Annotated in this window: 16 protein-coding genes and 1 pseudogene; 13 read left to right on the forward strand and 4 right to left on the reverse strand. The window is 67.7% G+C overall.

Going from position 1 to position 16,031, the window contains the following annotated elements:
* Positions 1-95 precede the first annotated feature (95 nt).
* From F5544_RS17170 to F5544_RS17205, 8 genes are read left to right on the forward strand one after another with little or no spacing between them, the layout of a single operon-like run.
* Entirely contained in the window at positions 96-1,130 is a 1,035-nt protein-coding gene (locus F5544_RS17170) for a methyltransferase (protein WP_167474122.1), read from the forward strand.
* A gap of 1 nt (position 1,131) precedes the next feature.
* Positions 1,132-1,890 carry a glucose 1-dehydrogenase gene (locus F5544_RS17175; RefSeq protein ID WP_167474123.1) on the forward strand — a complete coding sequence of 253 codons (759 nt, stop codon included), beginning with the start codon at positions 1,132-1,134 and terminating at the stop codon, positions 1,888-1,890.
* A 9-nt stretch (positions 1,891-1,899) separates the two neighbouring features.
* Positions 1,900-3,150 carry a beta-ketoacyl-[acyl-carrier-protein] synthase family protein gene (locus F5544_RS17180; protein ID WP_167474124.1) on the forward strand — a complete coding sequence of 417 codons (1,251 nt, stop codon included), beginning with the start codon at positions 1,900-1,902 and terminating at the stop codon, positions 3,148-3,150.
* A 2-nt stretch (positions 3,151-3,152) separates the two neighbouring features.
* A complete protein-coding gene (locus tag F5544_RS17185; protein ID WP_167474125.1) occupies positions 3,153-4,361 on the forward strand; it encodes a ketosynthase chain-length factor in 1,209 nt (402 codons plus the stop codon).
* A gap of 15 nt (positions 4,362-4,376) precedes the next feature.
* Positions 4,377-4,616 carry an acyl carrier protein gene (locus F5544_RS17190; RefSeq protein ID WP_167474126.1) on the forward strand — a complete coding sequence of 80 codons (240 nt, stop codon included), beginning with the start codon at positions 4,377-4,379 and terminating at the stop codon, positions 4,614-4,616.
* Positions 4,617-4,628: 12 nt separating this feature from the next.
* Positions 4,629-5,390, forward strand: coding sequence for a cyclase family protein (locus F5544_RS17195; protein ID WP_167474127.1), 762 nt, complete (start codon positions 4,629-4,631; stop codon positions 5,388-5,390).
* Between the two features lie 14 nt (positions 5,391-5,404).
* Complete coding sequence (locus F5544_RS17200) at positions 5,405-5,851, forward strand: SRPBCC family protein (protein WP_167474128.1); 447 nt, start codon at positions 5,405-5,407, stop codon at positions 5,849-5,851.
* Positions 5,851-7,449, forward strand: a complete 1,599-nt coding sequence (locus F5544_RS17205) for an FAD-dependent monooxygenase (RefSeq protein WP_167474129.1) — start codon at positions 5,851-5,853, stop codon at positions 7,447-7,449. The genes F5544_RS17200 and F5544_RS17205 overlap by 1 nt, the downstream gene beginning before the upstream one ends.
* On the opposite strand, the gene F5544_RS17210 is transcribed toward F5544_RS17205, so the two are convergent.
* Positions 7,422-9,200, reverse strand: a complete 1,779-nt coding sequence (locus tag F5544_RS17210; protein WP_167474130.1) for an AfsR/SARP family transcriptional regulator — start codon at positions 9,198-9,200, stop codon at positions 7,422-7,424. The two genes, F5544_RS17205 and F5544_RS17210, sit on opposite strands and share 28 nt — an antisense overlap.
* Before the next feature lie 14 nt (positions 9,201-9,214).
* A complete protein-coding gene (locus tag F5544_RS17215) occupies positions 9,215-9,931 on the reverse strand; it encodes a class I SAM-dependent methyltransferase (RefSeq protein ID WP_238847290.1) in 717 nt (238 codons plus the stop codon).
* A gap of 297 nt (positions 9,932-10,228) precedes the next feature.
* Here F5544_RS17215 and F5544_RS17220 point away from each other — a divergent pair, with 297 nt between their 5' ends.
* Complete coding sequence (locus tag F5544_RS17220; protein WP_167474131.1) at positions 10,229-11,134, forward strand: HAD-IIA family hydrolase; 906 nt, start codon at positions 10,229-10,231, stop codon at positions 11,132-11,134.
* Between the two features lie 41 nt (positions 11,135-11,175).
* Here the strand turns inward: F5544_RS17220 and F5544_RS17225 are convergent, their stop codons facing one another.
* Positions 11,176-11,529 carry a hypothetical protein gene (locus F5544_RS17225; RefSeq protein WP_167474132.1) on the reverse strand — a complete coding sequence of 118 codons (354 nt, stop codon included), beginning with the start codon at positions 11,527-11,529 and terminating at the stop codon, positions 11,176-11,178.
* Between the two features lie 84 nt (positions 11,530-11,613).
* On the opposite strand from F5544_RS17225, the gene F5544_RS17230 reads away from it, so the two are divergent.
* The 4 genes and pseudogenes from F5544_RS17230 to recN all read left to right on the forward strand — a co-directional run bounded on the left by F5544_RS17230 (position 11,614) and on the right by recN (position 15,489).
* Positions 11,614-11,877: a hypothetical protein gene (locus tag F5544_RS17230; RefSeq protein WP_167474133.1), complete on the forward strand. Its 264-nt coding sequence runs from the start codon at positions 11,614-11,616 to the stop codon at positions 11,875-11,877.
* A gap of 1 nt (position 11,878) precedes the next feature.
* A pseudogene (locus F5544_RS17235) lies at positions 11,879-12,699 on the forward strand (TlyA family RNA methyltransferase).
* A gap of 5 nt (positions 12,700-12,704) precedes the next feature.
* A complete protein-coding gene (locus F5544_RS17240; protein ID WP_428847176.1) occupies positions 12,705-13,736 on the forward strand; it encodes an NAD kinase in 1,032 nt (343 codons plus the stop codon).
* Positions 13,714-15,489 carry a DNA repair protein RecN gene (recN, locus tag F5544_RS17245; RefSeq protein ID WP_167474135.1) on the forward strand — a complete coding sequence of 592 codons (1,776 nt, stop codon included), beginning with the start codon at positions 13,714-13,716 and terminating at the stop codon, positions 15,487-15,489. Before F5544_RS17240 ends, recN begins: the two co-directional genes overlap by 23 nt.
* Positions 15,490-15,512: 23 nt before the next feature.
* Here the strand turns inward: recN and F5544_RS17250 are convergent, their stop codons facing one another.
* Positions 15,513-15,938 (reverse strand): SRPBCC family protein, encoded by a 426-nt coding sequence (locus F5544_RS17250; protein ID WP_167474136.1) that lies wholly within the window; start codon positions 15,936-15,938, stop codon positions 15,513-15,515.
* Positions 15,939-16,031: the final 93 nt, after the last annotated feature.

The following is a 16,031-nucleotide window of genomic DNA, read 5'->3' on the forward strand; positions in this document are numbered from 1 at the left end:
TCTTCGCCCGGTTGAGACGCGCTCGAGCCGCAGCGGATTTTCGCCGGATGCGCCGCCGTCAGGATTGCGTCATCGACCGCGACGAAAGCGAAGACATGGCAAGCATCTCCGCAATCCAATCCGATATTTCTCGCATCAAAGAGGTTGCCTGGGGCCTGGTTTCGACGGCAGCGCTGGTTACGGCCGTCGATCTCGGTATCGCGGGTGCGCTGGCGGCGGGGCCGCGCACCGCGGCGGCCCTGGCGACGGAGCTCGACGCGGACCCTGTCGCGCTGGCGCAGCTATTGGATGCGCTTGTCGCACGCGGGGTTTTCGACCGATCCGATGACGGCGCGTACGGCAACAACGGGTTGTCGAACCTGTTGCGCGAGGACGATCCCAATAGCGTGACGTACCTGGTCCGCTGGATCGGTCACCCGATTTTCTGGCGGCTGTGGCCGCATCTGCGGGAGGCCGTGCAGGAGGGGAAGCCGCAGTCGACGGCGGTGCTCGGCAGCGATTTCTTCCGCTACATCCACACGAACGAGCCTGCGGCCGTGGTGGTTTTCACCGCGGCGATGACCCAGGCCAGCGCGCACACCTCCGATGCGGTGGTTCAGGCGCTCGGCTTGTCCGGCACGGAGACGGTGGCCGATATCGGCGGCGGACAGGGCAGACTACTGTGCACGGTATTGGAGGCTTATCCGAACGCAAGCGGCTATCTGCTGGACCTGGAAGGCGTTGTCGCTCAAGCGCTTCCGGAACTGCGGACCGGGGCGCTCGCCGGGCGGGCCACCGTGCTCGCCGGTGACTGCCGCGCGGATATACCCATCGAGGCAGATGTCTACATTCTCAAGAACATTCTCGAATGGGATGACGACAGCACCGTGAAAACCCTGGAGAACGTGCGGCGCAACGCGCGACCGGGCGCCCGGGTGCTGGTGGTGGAGACGCTGACGGATCATACGCCGGAGCCGGTGGTCACCTCGGCACTGGACATGCTGCTGCTGTTGAACGTCGGTGGGCGCAAACATAATTCGCATCACGTCGCCGAACTCTTCGAGCGCGTCGGCATCCGCTTCGACGGCGTGCGGTCGACTGGAACTTTCCTCGCCCTCGTCGAGGGCGTCGTACCGGAAGGCGGTCGCTGACATGGGAATCCGTCTCGATGATCGGGTTGCGCTGGTCACCGGCGCCGCGTCGGGTATCGGCGCGGCGGCCGCGGTGGTGCTCGCCGCGGCGGGCGCGCGGGTGGTGCTCGCCGATCTGCAGGATTGCGCCGAGGTGGAGCGCGCGGTCAAAGACGTTGGCGGCGAGGCGATCACGGTGCGCGCGGACGTTTCGCGGGCCGCTGACGCGCAGGCGATGGTGGATAGGGCAGTGGAGCAGTTCGGGCGGCTCGACTGCGCGTTCAACAACGCGGGCGTCGAGGGTATGGCCGAACGGGAAATCCACGAGGCGGACGAGTCGGCGTGGGATCACGCGCTCGCGGTGAACCTCAAGGGCGTCTGGCTGAGCATGAAGTACGAGGTGCCGGCGATGCTGCGCGGCGGTGGCGGCGCGATCGTGAACGGCGCGTCGGTGGCGGCCATGGTGGCCTTCGACAAGAACGGTTCGTATGTCGCGAGTAAGCATGCGGTGGTCGGGTTGACCAAGACCGCGGCGCTGGAGTACGCCGATCGCGGTATCCGGGTGAACGCGGTGTGTCCCGGTGTGGTGCGCACCCCGTTCCTGGAGCGGTTCACCGGCGGCGTGCCGGAGGTGGAGGCGCGGTATACGGCGATCGTGCCGATGGGTCGCATGGCGACGCCGGAGGAGATCGCGAAGGCGGTGTTGTGGCTGGTCTCCGCGGAATCGTCGTATGTGACCGGGCACGGCTTGGTGATCGACGGCGGTCTGGTGGCTCGGTAGGGAAGCGCAGTGGAATCGCGTGTGGTGATCACCGGTATGGGTGTGCTGGCGCCGGGCGGTGTCGGCGTCAACGAGTTCTGGAAGCTGCTCGGCGACGGACGCACCGCGACCCGGCGGATCACGCTGTTCGATCCGGCGCCGTTCCGCTCCCAGGTGGCCGCCGAAATCGATTTCGTCCCAGCCGAACACGGGCTCACCGAGGAGGATGCGTCCCGGCTCGATCGGGCAACCCAGTTGGCGCTGGCGGCGGTTCGGGAAGCGCTCGGGTCCGGGCGCACCTTCGATCCGCATCGCACGGGCGTGACCATCGGTACGGCGGTCGGCGCCACGATGGGTTTGGAGCGGGAGTACCGCGTGGTCAGCACGGAGGGCCGCGACTGGCTGGTGGATCATCGGCTGGCGGTCGGGCATTTGTACGACTATTTCGTCCCGAGTTCGATCGCGGCGGAGGTCGCCCGCCGCACCGGTGCGCGAGGTCCGGTCGAGATCGTGTCGACCGGATGCACGTCCGGAATCGATGCCGTCGCGCATGCCGCCGAACTCATCCGGGACGGCATGGCCGACACGATGATCGCCGGTGCGACCGATGCGCCGCTTTCGCCCATCACCACAGCGTGTTTCGACGCCATCAAGGCGACGACACCGCGCAACGACGATCCCGAGCACGCCTCGCGGCCGTTCGACCGCACCCGCAACGGGTTCGTGCTCGGTGAGGGCGCCGCGATATTCGTGCTGGAGAAATACGATTCGGCGCGGGCGCGCGGCGCCGAAATCCTGGCCGAGCTGGCCGGTTACGGTTCCCGCTGCAATGCCTTCCACATGACGGGTCTGCGTCCGGACGGGCGGGAGATGGCGGCGGCGATCCGGACGGCGCTGGACCGGGCGCGGGTCGATCCCGGCGATATCGACTACATCAGCGCGCACGGCTCCGGCACCAAACAGAACGACTTGCACGAAACCAATGCGGTGAAGCGCGTTTTCGGGGCTCGCGCGTACGACGTTCCGATGAGTTCGATCAAGTCGATGATCGGTCATTCGCTCGGCGCGATCGGTTCGCTGGAGATCGCGGCGTGTGTTTTGGCGATCGGTGACAATGTGGTCCCGCCGACCGCGAATCTTCGTGAGCCGGACCCGGATTGCGATCTCGACTACGTGCCGGTCACCGCGCGGGAGTGGCGGACCGATGTGGTGCTGACCGTCGGCAGCGGCTTCGGCGGATTCCAGTCCGCGATGGTGTTGCGCGCACCGGGGAGGCGGTAGCGGTGCGGGCGGTGGTGACCGGGCTCGGCATCATGGCGCCGAACGGGATGGGGGCCGAGAAGTATTGGGCCGCAACGCTGGACGGGGAGATGGGGATCCGCCGGATCCGTCGTTTCCAACCGGACCGGTATCCGGCGCGGCTGGCCGGGGAGGTGATCGATTTCGTTGCCGAGGAACATATTTCGGGTCGGCTGCTGCCGCAGACCGATCACATGACCAGACTTGCTCTCGGCGCGGCCGATTGGGCGCTGGGCGATGCGGAGATCGATGTCCGCGAGGGCGACGGTTTCGATGTCGGCGTGGTAACCGCAAGCAGCGCGGGCGGTTTCGAGTTCGGGCAGCGGGAGTTGCAGAACCTGTGGAGCAAGGGCGGTTCGTATGTGAGTGCCTACCAGTCGTTCGCGTGGTTCTATGCGGTGAACACCGGTCAGATCTCGATCCGGCACGGATTACGCGGCCCCAGTGGGGTTCTCGTCGCCGATGACGCTGGCGGGCTGGCGGCGGTCGCACAGGGCCGCCGCCTCGTCGGCCGGGGCACACCGGTGGTGGTCTGCGGTGGCGTCGACGGCGTCATCTGCCCGTGGGGTTGGGCCGGTCACCTCGCGAGCGGGCGGCTCAGCGTATCCGACGATCCGTGTGCCGCGTACCTGCCGTTCGATGCGCGGGCGAGCGGATATGTGCCGGGTGAGGGCGGTGCGATCCTGGTCGTCGAGGACGCCGATCATGCGCGGCAACGCTGTGCCGCAAGGTGTTACGGCGAGATCGCCGGATACGGCACCACCTTCGACCCCGACACGGGGGATCCGTGTGGTCTGCGACGCGCGATCGAATCGGCGCTGGCGGCGGCGGATTCGGAACCGTCCGATATCGATGTCGTCTTCGCCGACGCCGCGGCCTCGGTGCCGCTGGACACCGCGGAGGCGCTGGCGCTCGCGGCGGTCTTCGGCCCCGGCGGCGTACCGGTGACCGCGCCGAAGACGCTGATCGGCCGTCTGGGCGCGGGTGGTGCCGCGCTGGATCTGGCCACCGCGCTGTTGTCGTTGCGGGACAACGTGGTTCCGCCGACCCGCAATGTGGCGCCCGCCGCGGAATACGACATCGATCTGGTGGTCGGCGCCGCGCGGCCGATGCCGCTGAACGCGGCGCTGATACTCGCTCGCGGCCATGGCGGCTTCAATTCCGCCATGGTGGTGCGCCGATCAACACAGTAGAAGGGAGAAACCGCCATGCGGCTCGACGAACTCATCGCGATATTGCGTCGCTGCGCCGGCGCCGACGAGGACGTGGTCCTGGACGACACCATCGTCGACACCGATTTCGAAAGCCTCGGCTACGACTCCATCGCGCTGCTCGAGGTGACCTCGGATATCGAGCGATCACAGCACATCGAACTGGGCGACGACGCCATCAAGGTCACCACCACACCGCGCGAGGTTCTCGCGCTGGTGGCCGAACGCGGCGCATGACGGGAAGGAGAAATGATGCCCGACAACCTCGCCCAGATTTTCGCGGCGGCGGAACTCATCGATTTGTCGAGCGATATCGGCGATCACGCCGAGGGACCGTTCACCACCCGAATCGATGCGCTCGAACCCGAACCGGGCGCGGATTTCTTCTGCGCCAACGTATTACCCAAGATCGCGGCGCACGCGGTCGGCAGGCTGAACGCGGCCGATTTCCCGGACAGCGCCTTTCTCCGCCATGAAATGGTGCACGCCTCCGTGCACGCCGGATCGCATATCGACGCACCGGGCCATTACGGTCCGGCGGCGGACGGTGTGCGGCGCGATATCAACGATGCGCCGCTGCGTTCCTTCTACGGGCCCGGTGTGCTGTTCGATCTGGCGAAACCGGACGGCGAGATCGTCACCCGGGCCGATATCGAATTGCCGGAGGGCACCGCGCCGGGATCCATCGTGCTGATCCGGACCGGCGGTGACAAGGCGATCGCGGCGGAGGCGATCGAATATCTGCTGGATGCCGGAATAACCGTAATCGGTACGGACGGTGCGAGTTTCGACGGTCCGTTCGAGCCGATGATCGAACGTTTTCTGGCGGGTGACCGTGCCGCGCTGTGGCCGGCGCATGTGCTGGGGCGGCACCGCCCGTATTACCAGATCGAGCGGTTGGCGAATCTGGACAAGCTGCCCGCCGCCGGATTTTTCGTCATCGCATTACCCGTCCTGATCGCGGGCGCCACCGCCGCGTGGACCCGCGCCATCGCTGTGCTCCAATCCTGATCGGGAGAAAGACAATGCAGGTCATCACTCGCTCCGTAATCGTCGACGCGCCCGTCGACGTCGTCTACGAGGTTTCCAATCGCATCGATCAGTGGCCGCAGATGATCCCCGAATATTTGAAATCGGAGATCCTGCGCCGCGAGGGCCGCAAGATCTGGTTCCGGTTGACCAACGCCGACAATCTTTCCTGGGTGTCGTGGCGGATGCTGTATCCGCCGTTGATCGCGTACGCGGAGCGGTACGAGCCGCTGGCGCCCTTCACGTTCAACCATCTCACCTGGGTCTATCAGCCGCTGCCCGGATATCGCAGCCAGATGACCTGGGATATGTACTTCGAACTCGTCGAGGACAAGCGCGCCGAGGAACCGCAGTGGCGGGAGCGGATGGCCGAGCACACCGCCGCCAATCAGGAGGCGGTGCGCGATTACATCGAATCGCTTGTCGGCGAGCTCGGCGCGTGATGAATACCGTTGAACGGGTGCCGGTGCTGGTCGTCGGCGGCGCGGTGAGCGGGCTGACGATGGCCGCGTTCCTGGCGCGGCACGGGGTCGGCTGTCTGCTGGTGGAGCGGCGCGACCGTCTTTCCCGGCATCCGCGGATGAGCGATATCGGGCCGCGGGCGATGGAGTTGTTGCGGGCCTTGGGAATTCAGGACCGGATCCGGCCGCTGGACGAGGAGCGGGAGAGCACGATCCTGCGGGTCGAAACGCTGGCCGGACGCGAAATCGATCGGTATTCGATGGGCGGGCCGGAGGAATTCGGCGGGCTGACGCCGGAAAAGCAGGTGTGGTGCGATCAGGATCAGCTCGAACCGATTCTGCGGCAGCGGGCCGTCGAATTCGGCGCCGGGATCCGATTCGGCACGGAGCTAACCGGATTCGAACAGGACGAGCGGGAGGTGCGGGCCGAGCTGCGCGACACCGTGACCGGGCGCCGCGTCAGCGTGGTCGCCGACTATCTGATCGCGTGCGACGGTTCGGGCAGCCCGGTCCGTGAGGCGCTCGGAATCGGTTGCGCCGGACCGGGATTGCTCGCATTGCAGGCGGGCATCCTGTTTCGCGCGGACCTGACCGCGGCGCTGCGCGGCCGGAGTTTCGTGCTGTGCATGGTGAACGATCTGGACGCGTCCGCCGCCGGTGTCCGGTTGAATATTCTGCTCGAACGCAACCTGAATCGCTGGACGCTCAGCGTTCCGCACGATCCGGCGACCGATCCGGAGCTGTCGGAGCGGCGCTGCGCCGAACTGGTCCGGCGCGCGGTGGGCGATCCGGATCTCGCGGTCGAAGTACTGGGCGTTGACATCTGGCAGATGCGGGCGTTGCTGGCCGACACCTTCCGGCGCGGGCGGGTGTTCCTGGTGGGCGACGCCGCGAAAACCTTGCCGCCCACCGGTGGTTACGGCGGCAATTCCGGTATCGATGACGCACACAATCTCGCGTGGAAGCTGGCGTTCGTGCTGGCGGGCAGGGCAGCGCCGGATCTGCTGGACAGTTACGAGGTCGAACGAAAACCGGTCGCGCAGTTGCTGATCGAGGATTCCGTCGTTCGGGCGGGTCTGCTCATCGCGGGTTCCGCGGAGGGCGGGTCGCGCCAGCCCGGCAACCGGCCGAGTAAGGCGAGCATCTGCCTCGGCTATCGGTATCGTGCGGGCGCGCTGATTCCGGAGGAGCCCGATGCCGGGGATGCGACGGAGGATCCGCGTAAGCCGACCGGCCGGCCCGGTACGCGGGCCGCGCATGTTGTGCTGATGCGAGATGGCCGGGAGATTTCGACATTGGATTTGTTCGGCTCGGATTTCGTGCTGCTCACCGGTTCGGATGGCTGGGAGCGGGCCGTGGACGGGCTCGGCGTTGTGGTGCACCGGATCGGGGCGCAGCTGATCGATGTGGAGGGCCGGTGGGCCGAGGCGTACGGGGTGACCGAGTCGGGGGCGGTGCTCGTGCGGCCCGACGGTTTCATCGCTTGGCGCAGCCGAAACGCCGCGGCGGACGACGCGCCGGCGACCGTGCTCCGGTCGATTCTCGGTGTGGCTCAACCGGTGTCCAGCTCCGAGAGGTAGCGGGCGACCATGGGCGGCAGCGTCATCGGCTTGCGCTCGGTGGCGACACGCGCGGTCACCATGCCGGAATCGATCAGGCTCAGCAGCGCGATCTCGGTTTGCGTCGGCGTGGTCGGCGCGAGCGTCATCACGTCGTCGATGTCGAACGGGCGGTCCCGCAGCGCGATGACGCTGCGCAAGACGGTGCGCTCGACGGCGTCGAGGTCGCGGTAGACGGCATCGATGCGGTAGAACAGGTCGAATCCCAGATTGGCCAGATCCGAAAGGCGCACGGCGTCATCGGGATTCATGATCCGCCTGCGGAGATGTTCGAGCGGGTACCTCGGCGAGACGGTCAGCCGGTCGCCGATGAACCGGATGGCCAGGGGGAGCGCGCCGACGATTTCTATCAATTGTTCGGCCGCGCGTTGCTCCCGTTTGATCCGGTCGGCCCCGACGATGGCGGCGAGCAGGTCGAGGCCGTCGCGGACGGACAGCGGGTCGAGCAGGCATTTGTCCACGCCGAACAGGCCGGTGAGCGGGCGGCGGGCGGTGATGATGGTCGCGGATCCGAGGGGCAGATGCGGCACGATATCGGCGCCGCGGTGCAGATTGTCGAGGACGACGAGGATGCGCCGCCCGCGGGTGATCGAGCGGAAGAGCGAGACCGCGCCCGCGAGGGTCGCGGGTAGCTCGCGGTCGCCGATGCCGAGCGCGCGCAGCACATCGGAGAAGGCGTCGAGCCCGGACCGCGCGGTGTCCTCGAGATCGATGTGCAGCTGGCCGTCGGGAAATGATCCGGCCACCGCGTGCGCGATGGTGAGTGCCGCCGCGCTCTTGCCGACGCCCGGCATACCGTGCACGCAGATCGTCCGCGGCGAATTCCGGGTGAGCAGATCGACGGCCGCGTCGACGGCGTGCCGATGCCCGACGAAATCCGGCACCATCGGGGGGAGCTGGGTCAGCTTGAGCGGTTCACCGCGGATATCGCCCGGCGCCGCGGGAACCGGGCCGAGGTTGCCGCGCAGGATGTCCTGTTGCAGCTGCCGCACCGGCTGGCCCGGTTCGATGCCCATCTCGTCGGCGAGCCGGGTGCGCAGCTCGCGGTAGACGTTCAATGCCTCCGAACGCCGGCCCGAGCGGGCCAGCGCCGCCATCAGCGTTTCGTGGAAACCCTCGTGATACGGGTTCTGTTCGATGTGGAATTTCAGTTCGCCGATCACCTCGTCGAAGCGCCCGAGCCGCATCTCGGCGCGCAGGCGCATCTCGATCACCTGCCGATTGCGTTCCTCCAGCCAGGCCACCCGGTTGCGCAGCCGCTTGCCGAGGATGACGTTGCGCAGCGGCGCGCCGTGCCAGCACGACATGGCCTGGCCGAGGTAATCGCTTGCCTCGGCCAGTTTTTCGGGTGAGTCCTCGGCCATGCCCGCGCGCAGCAGGCCGGCGCCGCTGTCGGCCAGCCGCTCGAATTCGTCCAGATCCAGGTAGGCGTCGTCGAGCCGCAGCGAATAGCCGCCCTGCCTGGTGACGATCAGGTTCTCGCCGCCCTTGCCGAGTATTTTCCGGAGCTCGTAGATATAGGTGTGTACCGTCCGGCTCGGTGTTGCGGAGCTCGGCAGGCGCCAGAGTTCGTCGACGATCCATTCGATCGGCACCGTGCGTCCGTGCTCGATGGTGAGCAGGGCCAGGATGCTTCTGATCTTCGGTTGCCTCGGCGTGATGTCGATATCGTCGAATTCGACCGAGAACTCACCGAGAACCGTGAAGTTCACAGGGATTCCCCCGTTCAGTTGCCGGCGCGGGGATTTCGCGCGGAGAAAAGACAGACGACGCCCGAGCGGGCGATCCGGACTTCCGTGAAACGCGCTGCCAATTCGGTTGCCAGATCTTCGATGCGGTCCGCGCTGTTGCTGAAGGAGTTGCGGCGGTTGAGGCGTCGCTGCAGCGCGGACGACACCGCGTTGTGTCCTGGATCGGCGCCGAGGACGGTGCTGCCGAACAGTCGGCCGCCATCGTCGAGCAGGGGCGCGAGATTGTCGAAGACGGCGGCCTTCCGGTGGACGGCACCGGGCAGGCAGTGCAGCAGAAAGTTCATGCCGATCGAATCGAACTGTGCGGCACCGAGATCCAGAGGTTTGAACACGTCGCCGACTACCGTGGCCGGACGGTAGCGCCGGATTCGCTTGGCCGCCACGGCCAATGCGCCCGCGCTGAGGTCGACGAGCGTGATCGACGGTGTGGCCGTGGGAAATCGGCAGTTGCCGAGGAACCAGCCGGTGCCGGGACCGACGTCGAGGTGGCGGGCGCCGACCTGATCGTTGTAGTGCGCCAACATCTTCGAGCGTGGGCAGCGCCAGACCCAGCGGCTGATCAGACCCAGCACCAGCCAGTCGTAGACGGCCAGCATGCGAGCGTGGTACGGCGCTATCCCGGCCTGGATGCGCGCCTCGATCGCCGCCGGGTCGTCTCCGGATTCGCTGAAATCCACGGTGTTGAATTCCACTGTGCGGCCTCTGCTTTGTGCTGACGCGGACTGCATCTGGATGCTGCGATATTGCGCGCCGATGTCGAGATCCCAAGGGCTCGTACCGGATTCATCGTAGACGATGTATCTGCATCCGAGATAGTGCCGATCGGATTCGGCATGGTGCGGGCGTACCACTGATCGACACGTTTTAACGTCGGTTGCGGTTCACCGGTGAAATCGCGGCCGCCCGCGACGCGGTCGGCTCCGGATCGGGGCGCTGGCGTATGGTGCGGATGATTCGAGCCGATACGGGTATGGATTTGGAGTGAGGGTGTGACGCGACTACGGGACCGCTACGCGGCATTGCTGCTCGATCTGGACGGGACGCTTTATCGCGGTCCCGTCGTGATCGATGGCGCACCGCAGGCGCTGGCGAATTCGGGCGCGTCGCAACGATTGATCTATGTCACGAACAATGCGAGCCGTCGCCCTGGACCGGTGGCCGAACATCTCGCCGAACTGGGCTACCCCGCCACCGATGCCGACGTGGTGACCAGCGCGCAGGCGGCGGCCCGGCTGCTGGCCGAGCGGCTGGACACCGGTGCGACGGTGCTCGTCGTCGGCACCGACGATCTGGCCGCCGAGGTGGCCGCGGTCGGTCTGCACCCGATTCGCCGCTTCGACGGCGTCGCCCCGGCCGCGGTGGTGCAGGGACATTCGCCGAACACCGGCTGGCCCGACCTGGCCGAGGCGGCGTATGCGGTGCGCGCCGACGCGCTGTGGATCGCCGCGAACACCGACAAGACCCTGCCGAACGAGCGCGGACTGGCGCCCGGAAACGGCGCGATGGTCGCCGCGCTGCGGGCCGCGACCGACCGGGAACCGTTGGTCGCGGGCAAGCCGTACCCGCCGCTGCTGGAGGATGCCATCCGGCGTGCCGGTACCCGCGACGCGCTGGTCGTCGGCGACCGGCTGGACACCGATATCGAGGGCGCCAACGGCGTCGGCCTCGACTCGCTGCTGGTGCTCACCGGCGTCAGCACCATCGACGAGTTGAAAGACGCTCCGGCGGAACGGATTCCGACATTCGTCGCGGAAACGCTCGATGCGCTCAACCATCCGGTCGCCGCGATCGACCCGATTGCGGCGACAGGTGATTTCGGGGATCGGGTGGTCGCCGGGTTGCGGCGGCATCAGGGCCGAGCGATTCCGTTGGCCGTTCGCGAGTTCGCGCGGTAACGCGAAGCAGGCGATTTCGCGGTATGGGGTCGGGCGATCCGTCAACTGTTCAGCAGTTCGCGCAGCGGCACCGCGACCTCCGGCTGCGGTGTTCCGCAGCGCGGACATGCGGTGCCCACGGCCGGGATATCGAGCCAGTAGCCGTCCACGAACGACCGGGTGGCCGCGACCGCCTGCTGGAGCTGATCGGTCGTCACCCGCTGCCCGCTGGGATTAGTGCTCAGTCCGGCCAGCACGACGACGCGCGGGTTCCGCTGCCGCGCCTGGGCGGCGGCCTGGCGGACGAAGTCGGCGAATTTCGCGGTATCCGCCTCCGAACCCTGAGCCTGGATGTCGATCACATCGGCGGATGCGGCGGCGCCGACGGTGACGCGGTACCGCAGCCGGTGGTGCATGACGCGTCAGCCGAACCGGCCCGGCGTGACGGACGCGACGGGTACGTGTGTGCGAATGCGAACTCCGGTAGCGTTGTCGCCACGATGACTACTCCTATGCCGCACCCCCAGGTCCCCGGGCCTCGACCGGCCGCGCCGCTGCCCGGGCAGCATCTGCCCGGCGCGAATCAGGCCGCGTTCGCCGAGCCCGAGAAGGTCCGGGCGGAGATCGATGCGCTGCTGGCCGAATTGGCCGCGGGGGCACGGGATTCGGAGATCGACGGCACCGATCTGACCCGGCGCGCCCGGATCCTGGAGCAGGCGCACGAGGTGCTGGTCCAGGCATTGGCCACGGTGGACAAGATCTGAGGTGGCCAGACGCGCGCGGGTGGACGCCGAACTGGTGCGCCGCGGGTTGGCCCGATCGCGGGAACACGCGGTCGAGCTGATCGGCGCCGGTCGGGTCCTGATCAACGGCGCGGTCGCGGTGAAACCGGCGACCGCGGTGGAAGCGGGCACCCCGCTGCTGGTCCGCGAGGAACCCGACGAGGTGTCGTGGGCGTCGCGCGGCGCGCACAAACTGCTGGGCGCGCTGGAGGCGTTCGAACCGCGGGGGCTGACGGTGGCGGGGCGGCGCTGCCTGGACGCGGGCGCGTCGACCGGCGGATTCACCGATGTGCTGCTGTCTCGCGGCGCGCGCGAGGTGGTCGCCGTCGATGTCGGCTACGGACAGCTGATCTGGCGGCTGCAAAATGACGATCGAGTCCGGGTTTTCGACCGGACGAACGTGCGCAACCTGACCCGGACGCCATCGATGGCACGGTCGAACTGGTGGTCGGCGATCTGTCGTTCATATCGCTCGCCCTGGTACTGCCCGCGCTCGCGGCGTGCGCGGCGCCCGAGGCGGATCTGCTGCCGATGGTGAAACCGCAGTTCGAGGTCGGCAAGGACCGCGTGGGTTCCGGTGGCGTCGTGCGGGATTCGGGCCTGCGGGCCGAGGCGGTGCGCGAGGTGGCGGCCGCGGCGGCCGCGCTGGGCCTGCGTACGCTTGGCGTGGTGGCCAGCCCGCTGCCGGGACCGTCCGGCAATGTCGAATACTTCTTGTGGCTGCGTAAGATCGGGCAGTTCGAGTACGACGGCGAGCAGGTCGCGGGCCTCGTCGAGCATGCGGTTATGGAGGGTCCACAGTGAACGCGCTGTCGGCGGGCGGTTCCGGTTGCCGGGAGATCCTGCTGGTGTCGCATCCGGGGCGGGCGGAGATCATCGAGACCGCCCACCGGGTCGCCAAGATCTTCGCGGATGCCGGTATCTGTCTGCGGGTGCTGGCCGACGAGGCGGACAGCACCCGATTCGAGGCGGAGCCGAGCGGCTTCCCGGTGCGGGTGGTCGAACACGGCCCGGAGGCGGCGGTCGGCTGCGAAATGGTGCTGGTGCTCGGTGGCGACGGCACCTTCCTGCGTGCCGCCGAGCTGGCCCGCCCGGCCAGGGTGCCGGTGCTGGGTATCAACCTGGGCCGCATCGGATTCCTGACCGAGGCCGAGGCCGAACACCTCGACGACGCCCTGGCGCAGGTGGTGCGCGGTGAATACCGCATCGAACACCGCATGACGATCGATGTCAGCGTCCGGGTGGACGATGTCGTCACCGAATCGGGCTGGGCGCTCAACGAGGCGAGTATCGAAAACGCTTCCCGCATGGGCGTTCTGGAGCTGGTCCTGGAGGTGGACGGGCGTCCGGTTTCCTCGTTCGGCTGCGACGGCATCCTGATCTCGACGCCGACCGGATCCACCGCGTACGCGTTCTCCGCGGGCGGTCCGGTGGTGTGGCCGGAACTGGAGGCGCTGCTGGTGATCCCGAGTAACGCGCACGCGCTGTTCGCCAGGCCGCTGGTCACCAGCCCGGAATCGCGGATCGCCGTCGAATCCGTTGCGACGGGCCATGATGCGATAGTTTTCCTCGATGGCAGGCGTACTCTCGCACTGCCGAAGGGTGGTCGGTTGGAGGCGGTCCGCGGTGCCGAGCCGGTGCGCTGGGTGCGGCTGGATTCCGCGCCGTTCGCCGACCGGATGGTGCGCAAGTTCCAGTTGCCCGTGACAGGCTGGCGTGGTCGCCGTCCTGCGCGGTCAGGTGCGGAGGAGATAGCGGAGCGTAACCACATAGCGCCCCGCGAAGGCGAGGTCGAGCACCGCCGAACGGAGAACACGAGTGCTGACAGAGATCAGGATTGACGGATTAGGCGTCATATCCACGGCTACCGCGCAGTTCCACGAGGGTCTCACCGTCCTCACCGGTGAGACCGGCGCCGGTAAGACCATGGTGGTGACCAGCCTGCACCTGCTCAGCGGGGCGCGGGCGGACGCCGGCCGGGTGCGGCTCGGCGCGACGCGCGCGGTGGTCGAGGGCCGGTTCACCGTCGACGAGGTCAATCCGTCGGCCCGCGCCGAGGTGGCGCAGGTGCTGGAAGCCGCTGCCGCGGAACAGGATGACGACGGCAGCGTCATCGCCATCCGCACCGTCGGCAGCGACGGCCGGTCCCGCGCGCACCTCGGCGGGCGCGGGGTGCCCGCCTCGGTACTCGCCGATTTCACCGCGCCGCTGCTGACCGTGCACGGCCAGAACGATCAGCTGCGGCTGCAGCGCCCCGAACAACAGCTGAACGCGCTGGACCAGTTCGCCGCCGACACCATCGGTCCGCTGCTGCGCAAGTACCGGGTGCACCGGCGTTCCTGGTTGGACGCGCGCGGTGAACTGCTGGAAAGGACAGCGCGCAGTAGGGAATTGGCGTTGGAGGCGGACCGGCTGAAGCATTCGCTGGCCGAGATCGACGGTATCGCACCGGAACCGGGTGAGGACGAACGCCTGGTGGCCGAGGTGCGCAGGTTGAGCGATCTGGATTCGCTGCGCGAGGCGGCCGCGGCGGCGCACGACGCGCTGACCGGCCCCGCGGACGCGCCCGAGACCGGTTCCGGCGCACTGGATTTGCTCGGCGGCGCCCGGGCCAGGCTCGAATCCGCCGAGGATCCCGCGCTTTCCGGGCTCGCGCCGCGATTGGGCGAGGCGATCGCGGTGGTGGTGGATCTGACCGCCGAACTCAGCGGCTATCTGCAGGATCTGCCGTCGGATCCGGGCGCGCTCGATTCGCTGCTGACCCGCCAGGCCGAATTGAAAACGCTGACCCGCAAATACGCGCCCGATATCGACGGCGTACTCGCTTGGGCCGATGACGCGCGCTCCCGGCTGGATTCGCTGGACGTCTCCGAGGAGGCGCTGACGAAGCTGGCCGCCGAGGTGGAGATCGCCGCGGAAAGGGTGCGGGAGTCGGCGCGCAAACTCAGCGCCGCGCGCACCAGGGCGGCGGGCAAGCTGGCCGCCGCGGTGAGCGCCGAATTGTCCGGGCTGGCAATGGGAAAGGCGCGGCTGGAGGTCGAGGTGCGGCAGGCGCAGGCGGGTCCGCAGGATTCGGCGCCGCTCACCATCGGCGGAAAAGAGTTGCACGCCGGGGGATCCGGGGTCGACGAGGTGGAGTTCCGGCTCTCGGCGCATTCGGGCGCACAGTCACTTCCCCTGAGCAAGAGCGCGTCCGGCGGTGAGCTGTCCCGGGTGATGCTGGCGCTGGAGGTGGTGCTCGCGAGCTCGGATCACGGCGCGACAATGGTTTTCGACGAGGTCGACGCGGGTGTCGGCGGCCGGGCCGCGGTGGAGATCGGGCGGCGGCTGGCCCGGTTGGCGCGCACCCACCAGGTGATCGTGGTGACCCATCTGCCGCAGGTGGCGGCGTTCGCGGACACCCATCTGGTGGTGAACAAGTCCGATGACGGGAAGGGCAAGGTGAACAGCGGCGTTCGCGCGCTGACCAAGGACGAGCGGGTGATCGAGCTGGCGCGCATGCTGGCCGGCCTCGACGATACCGAGACCGGCCGGGCGCACGCGGAGGAGCTGTTGGAGACTGCGCACGCCGAAAAGGCGGGCGCGGCAAGCTGATTCGTCGGTAGGCGACGAATCGTTCAGGCGCGCACGGCCTTCTGCGCGCCCTTGAGGAACTGCGTGATCAGGTTGTGCAGCACGAACTCCAGCGCCTTGTCGGGCACCGGGAGCTTGGGTTCGGATTCCATGGTGTAGGTGACCAGGGTGCCGTTGTCGGCGTCGGCGAAGGTGACGACGCCGACGTGCCGCTTGACCGGAACGCCCTTCACGATCTTGTATTCCATCCGCTCACCGGGCACCAGGTTGGTGATCTCCTCGGTGATACCGACCGACCCGAGGCCGAAGACGTGCTGCGCGCCGACCTCGTCGCCCGCGTTGATCCCCGGCCTGATCTTGGTCACCTGGATTACCGGCAGGTAGGGGCTCATGGATTCCCGCTCGGTGAAAAGCTTGTATACGACGTCGCGCGGTGCGGGGATGACGGCGTCGACGGTGCTGGTGGCCATGTGGTCTCCTCCTCGAGTTACCTGTGACCGGCAGCATACAGATATCTGTGCCACCGTCCGCGTGGCGGGCTTCGATCGTCGATTTATACCGCG

It is taken from the genome of Nocardia arthritidis (assembly GCF_011801145.1).
In the GTDB taxonomy this organism is placed as follows: Bacteria; Actinomycetota; Actinomycetes; order Mycobacteriales; family Mycobacteriaceae; genus Nocardia; species Nocardia arthritidis_A.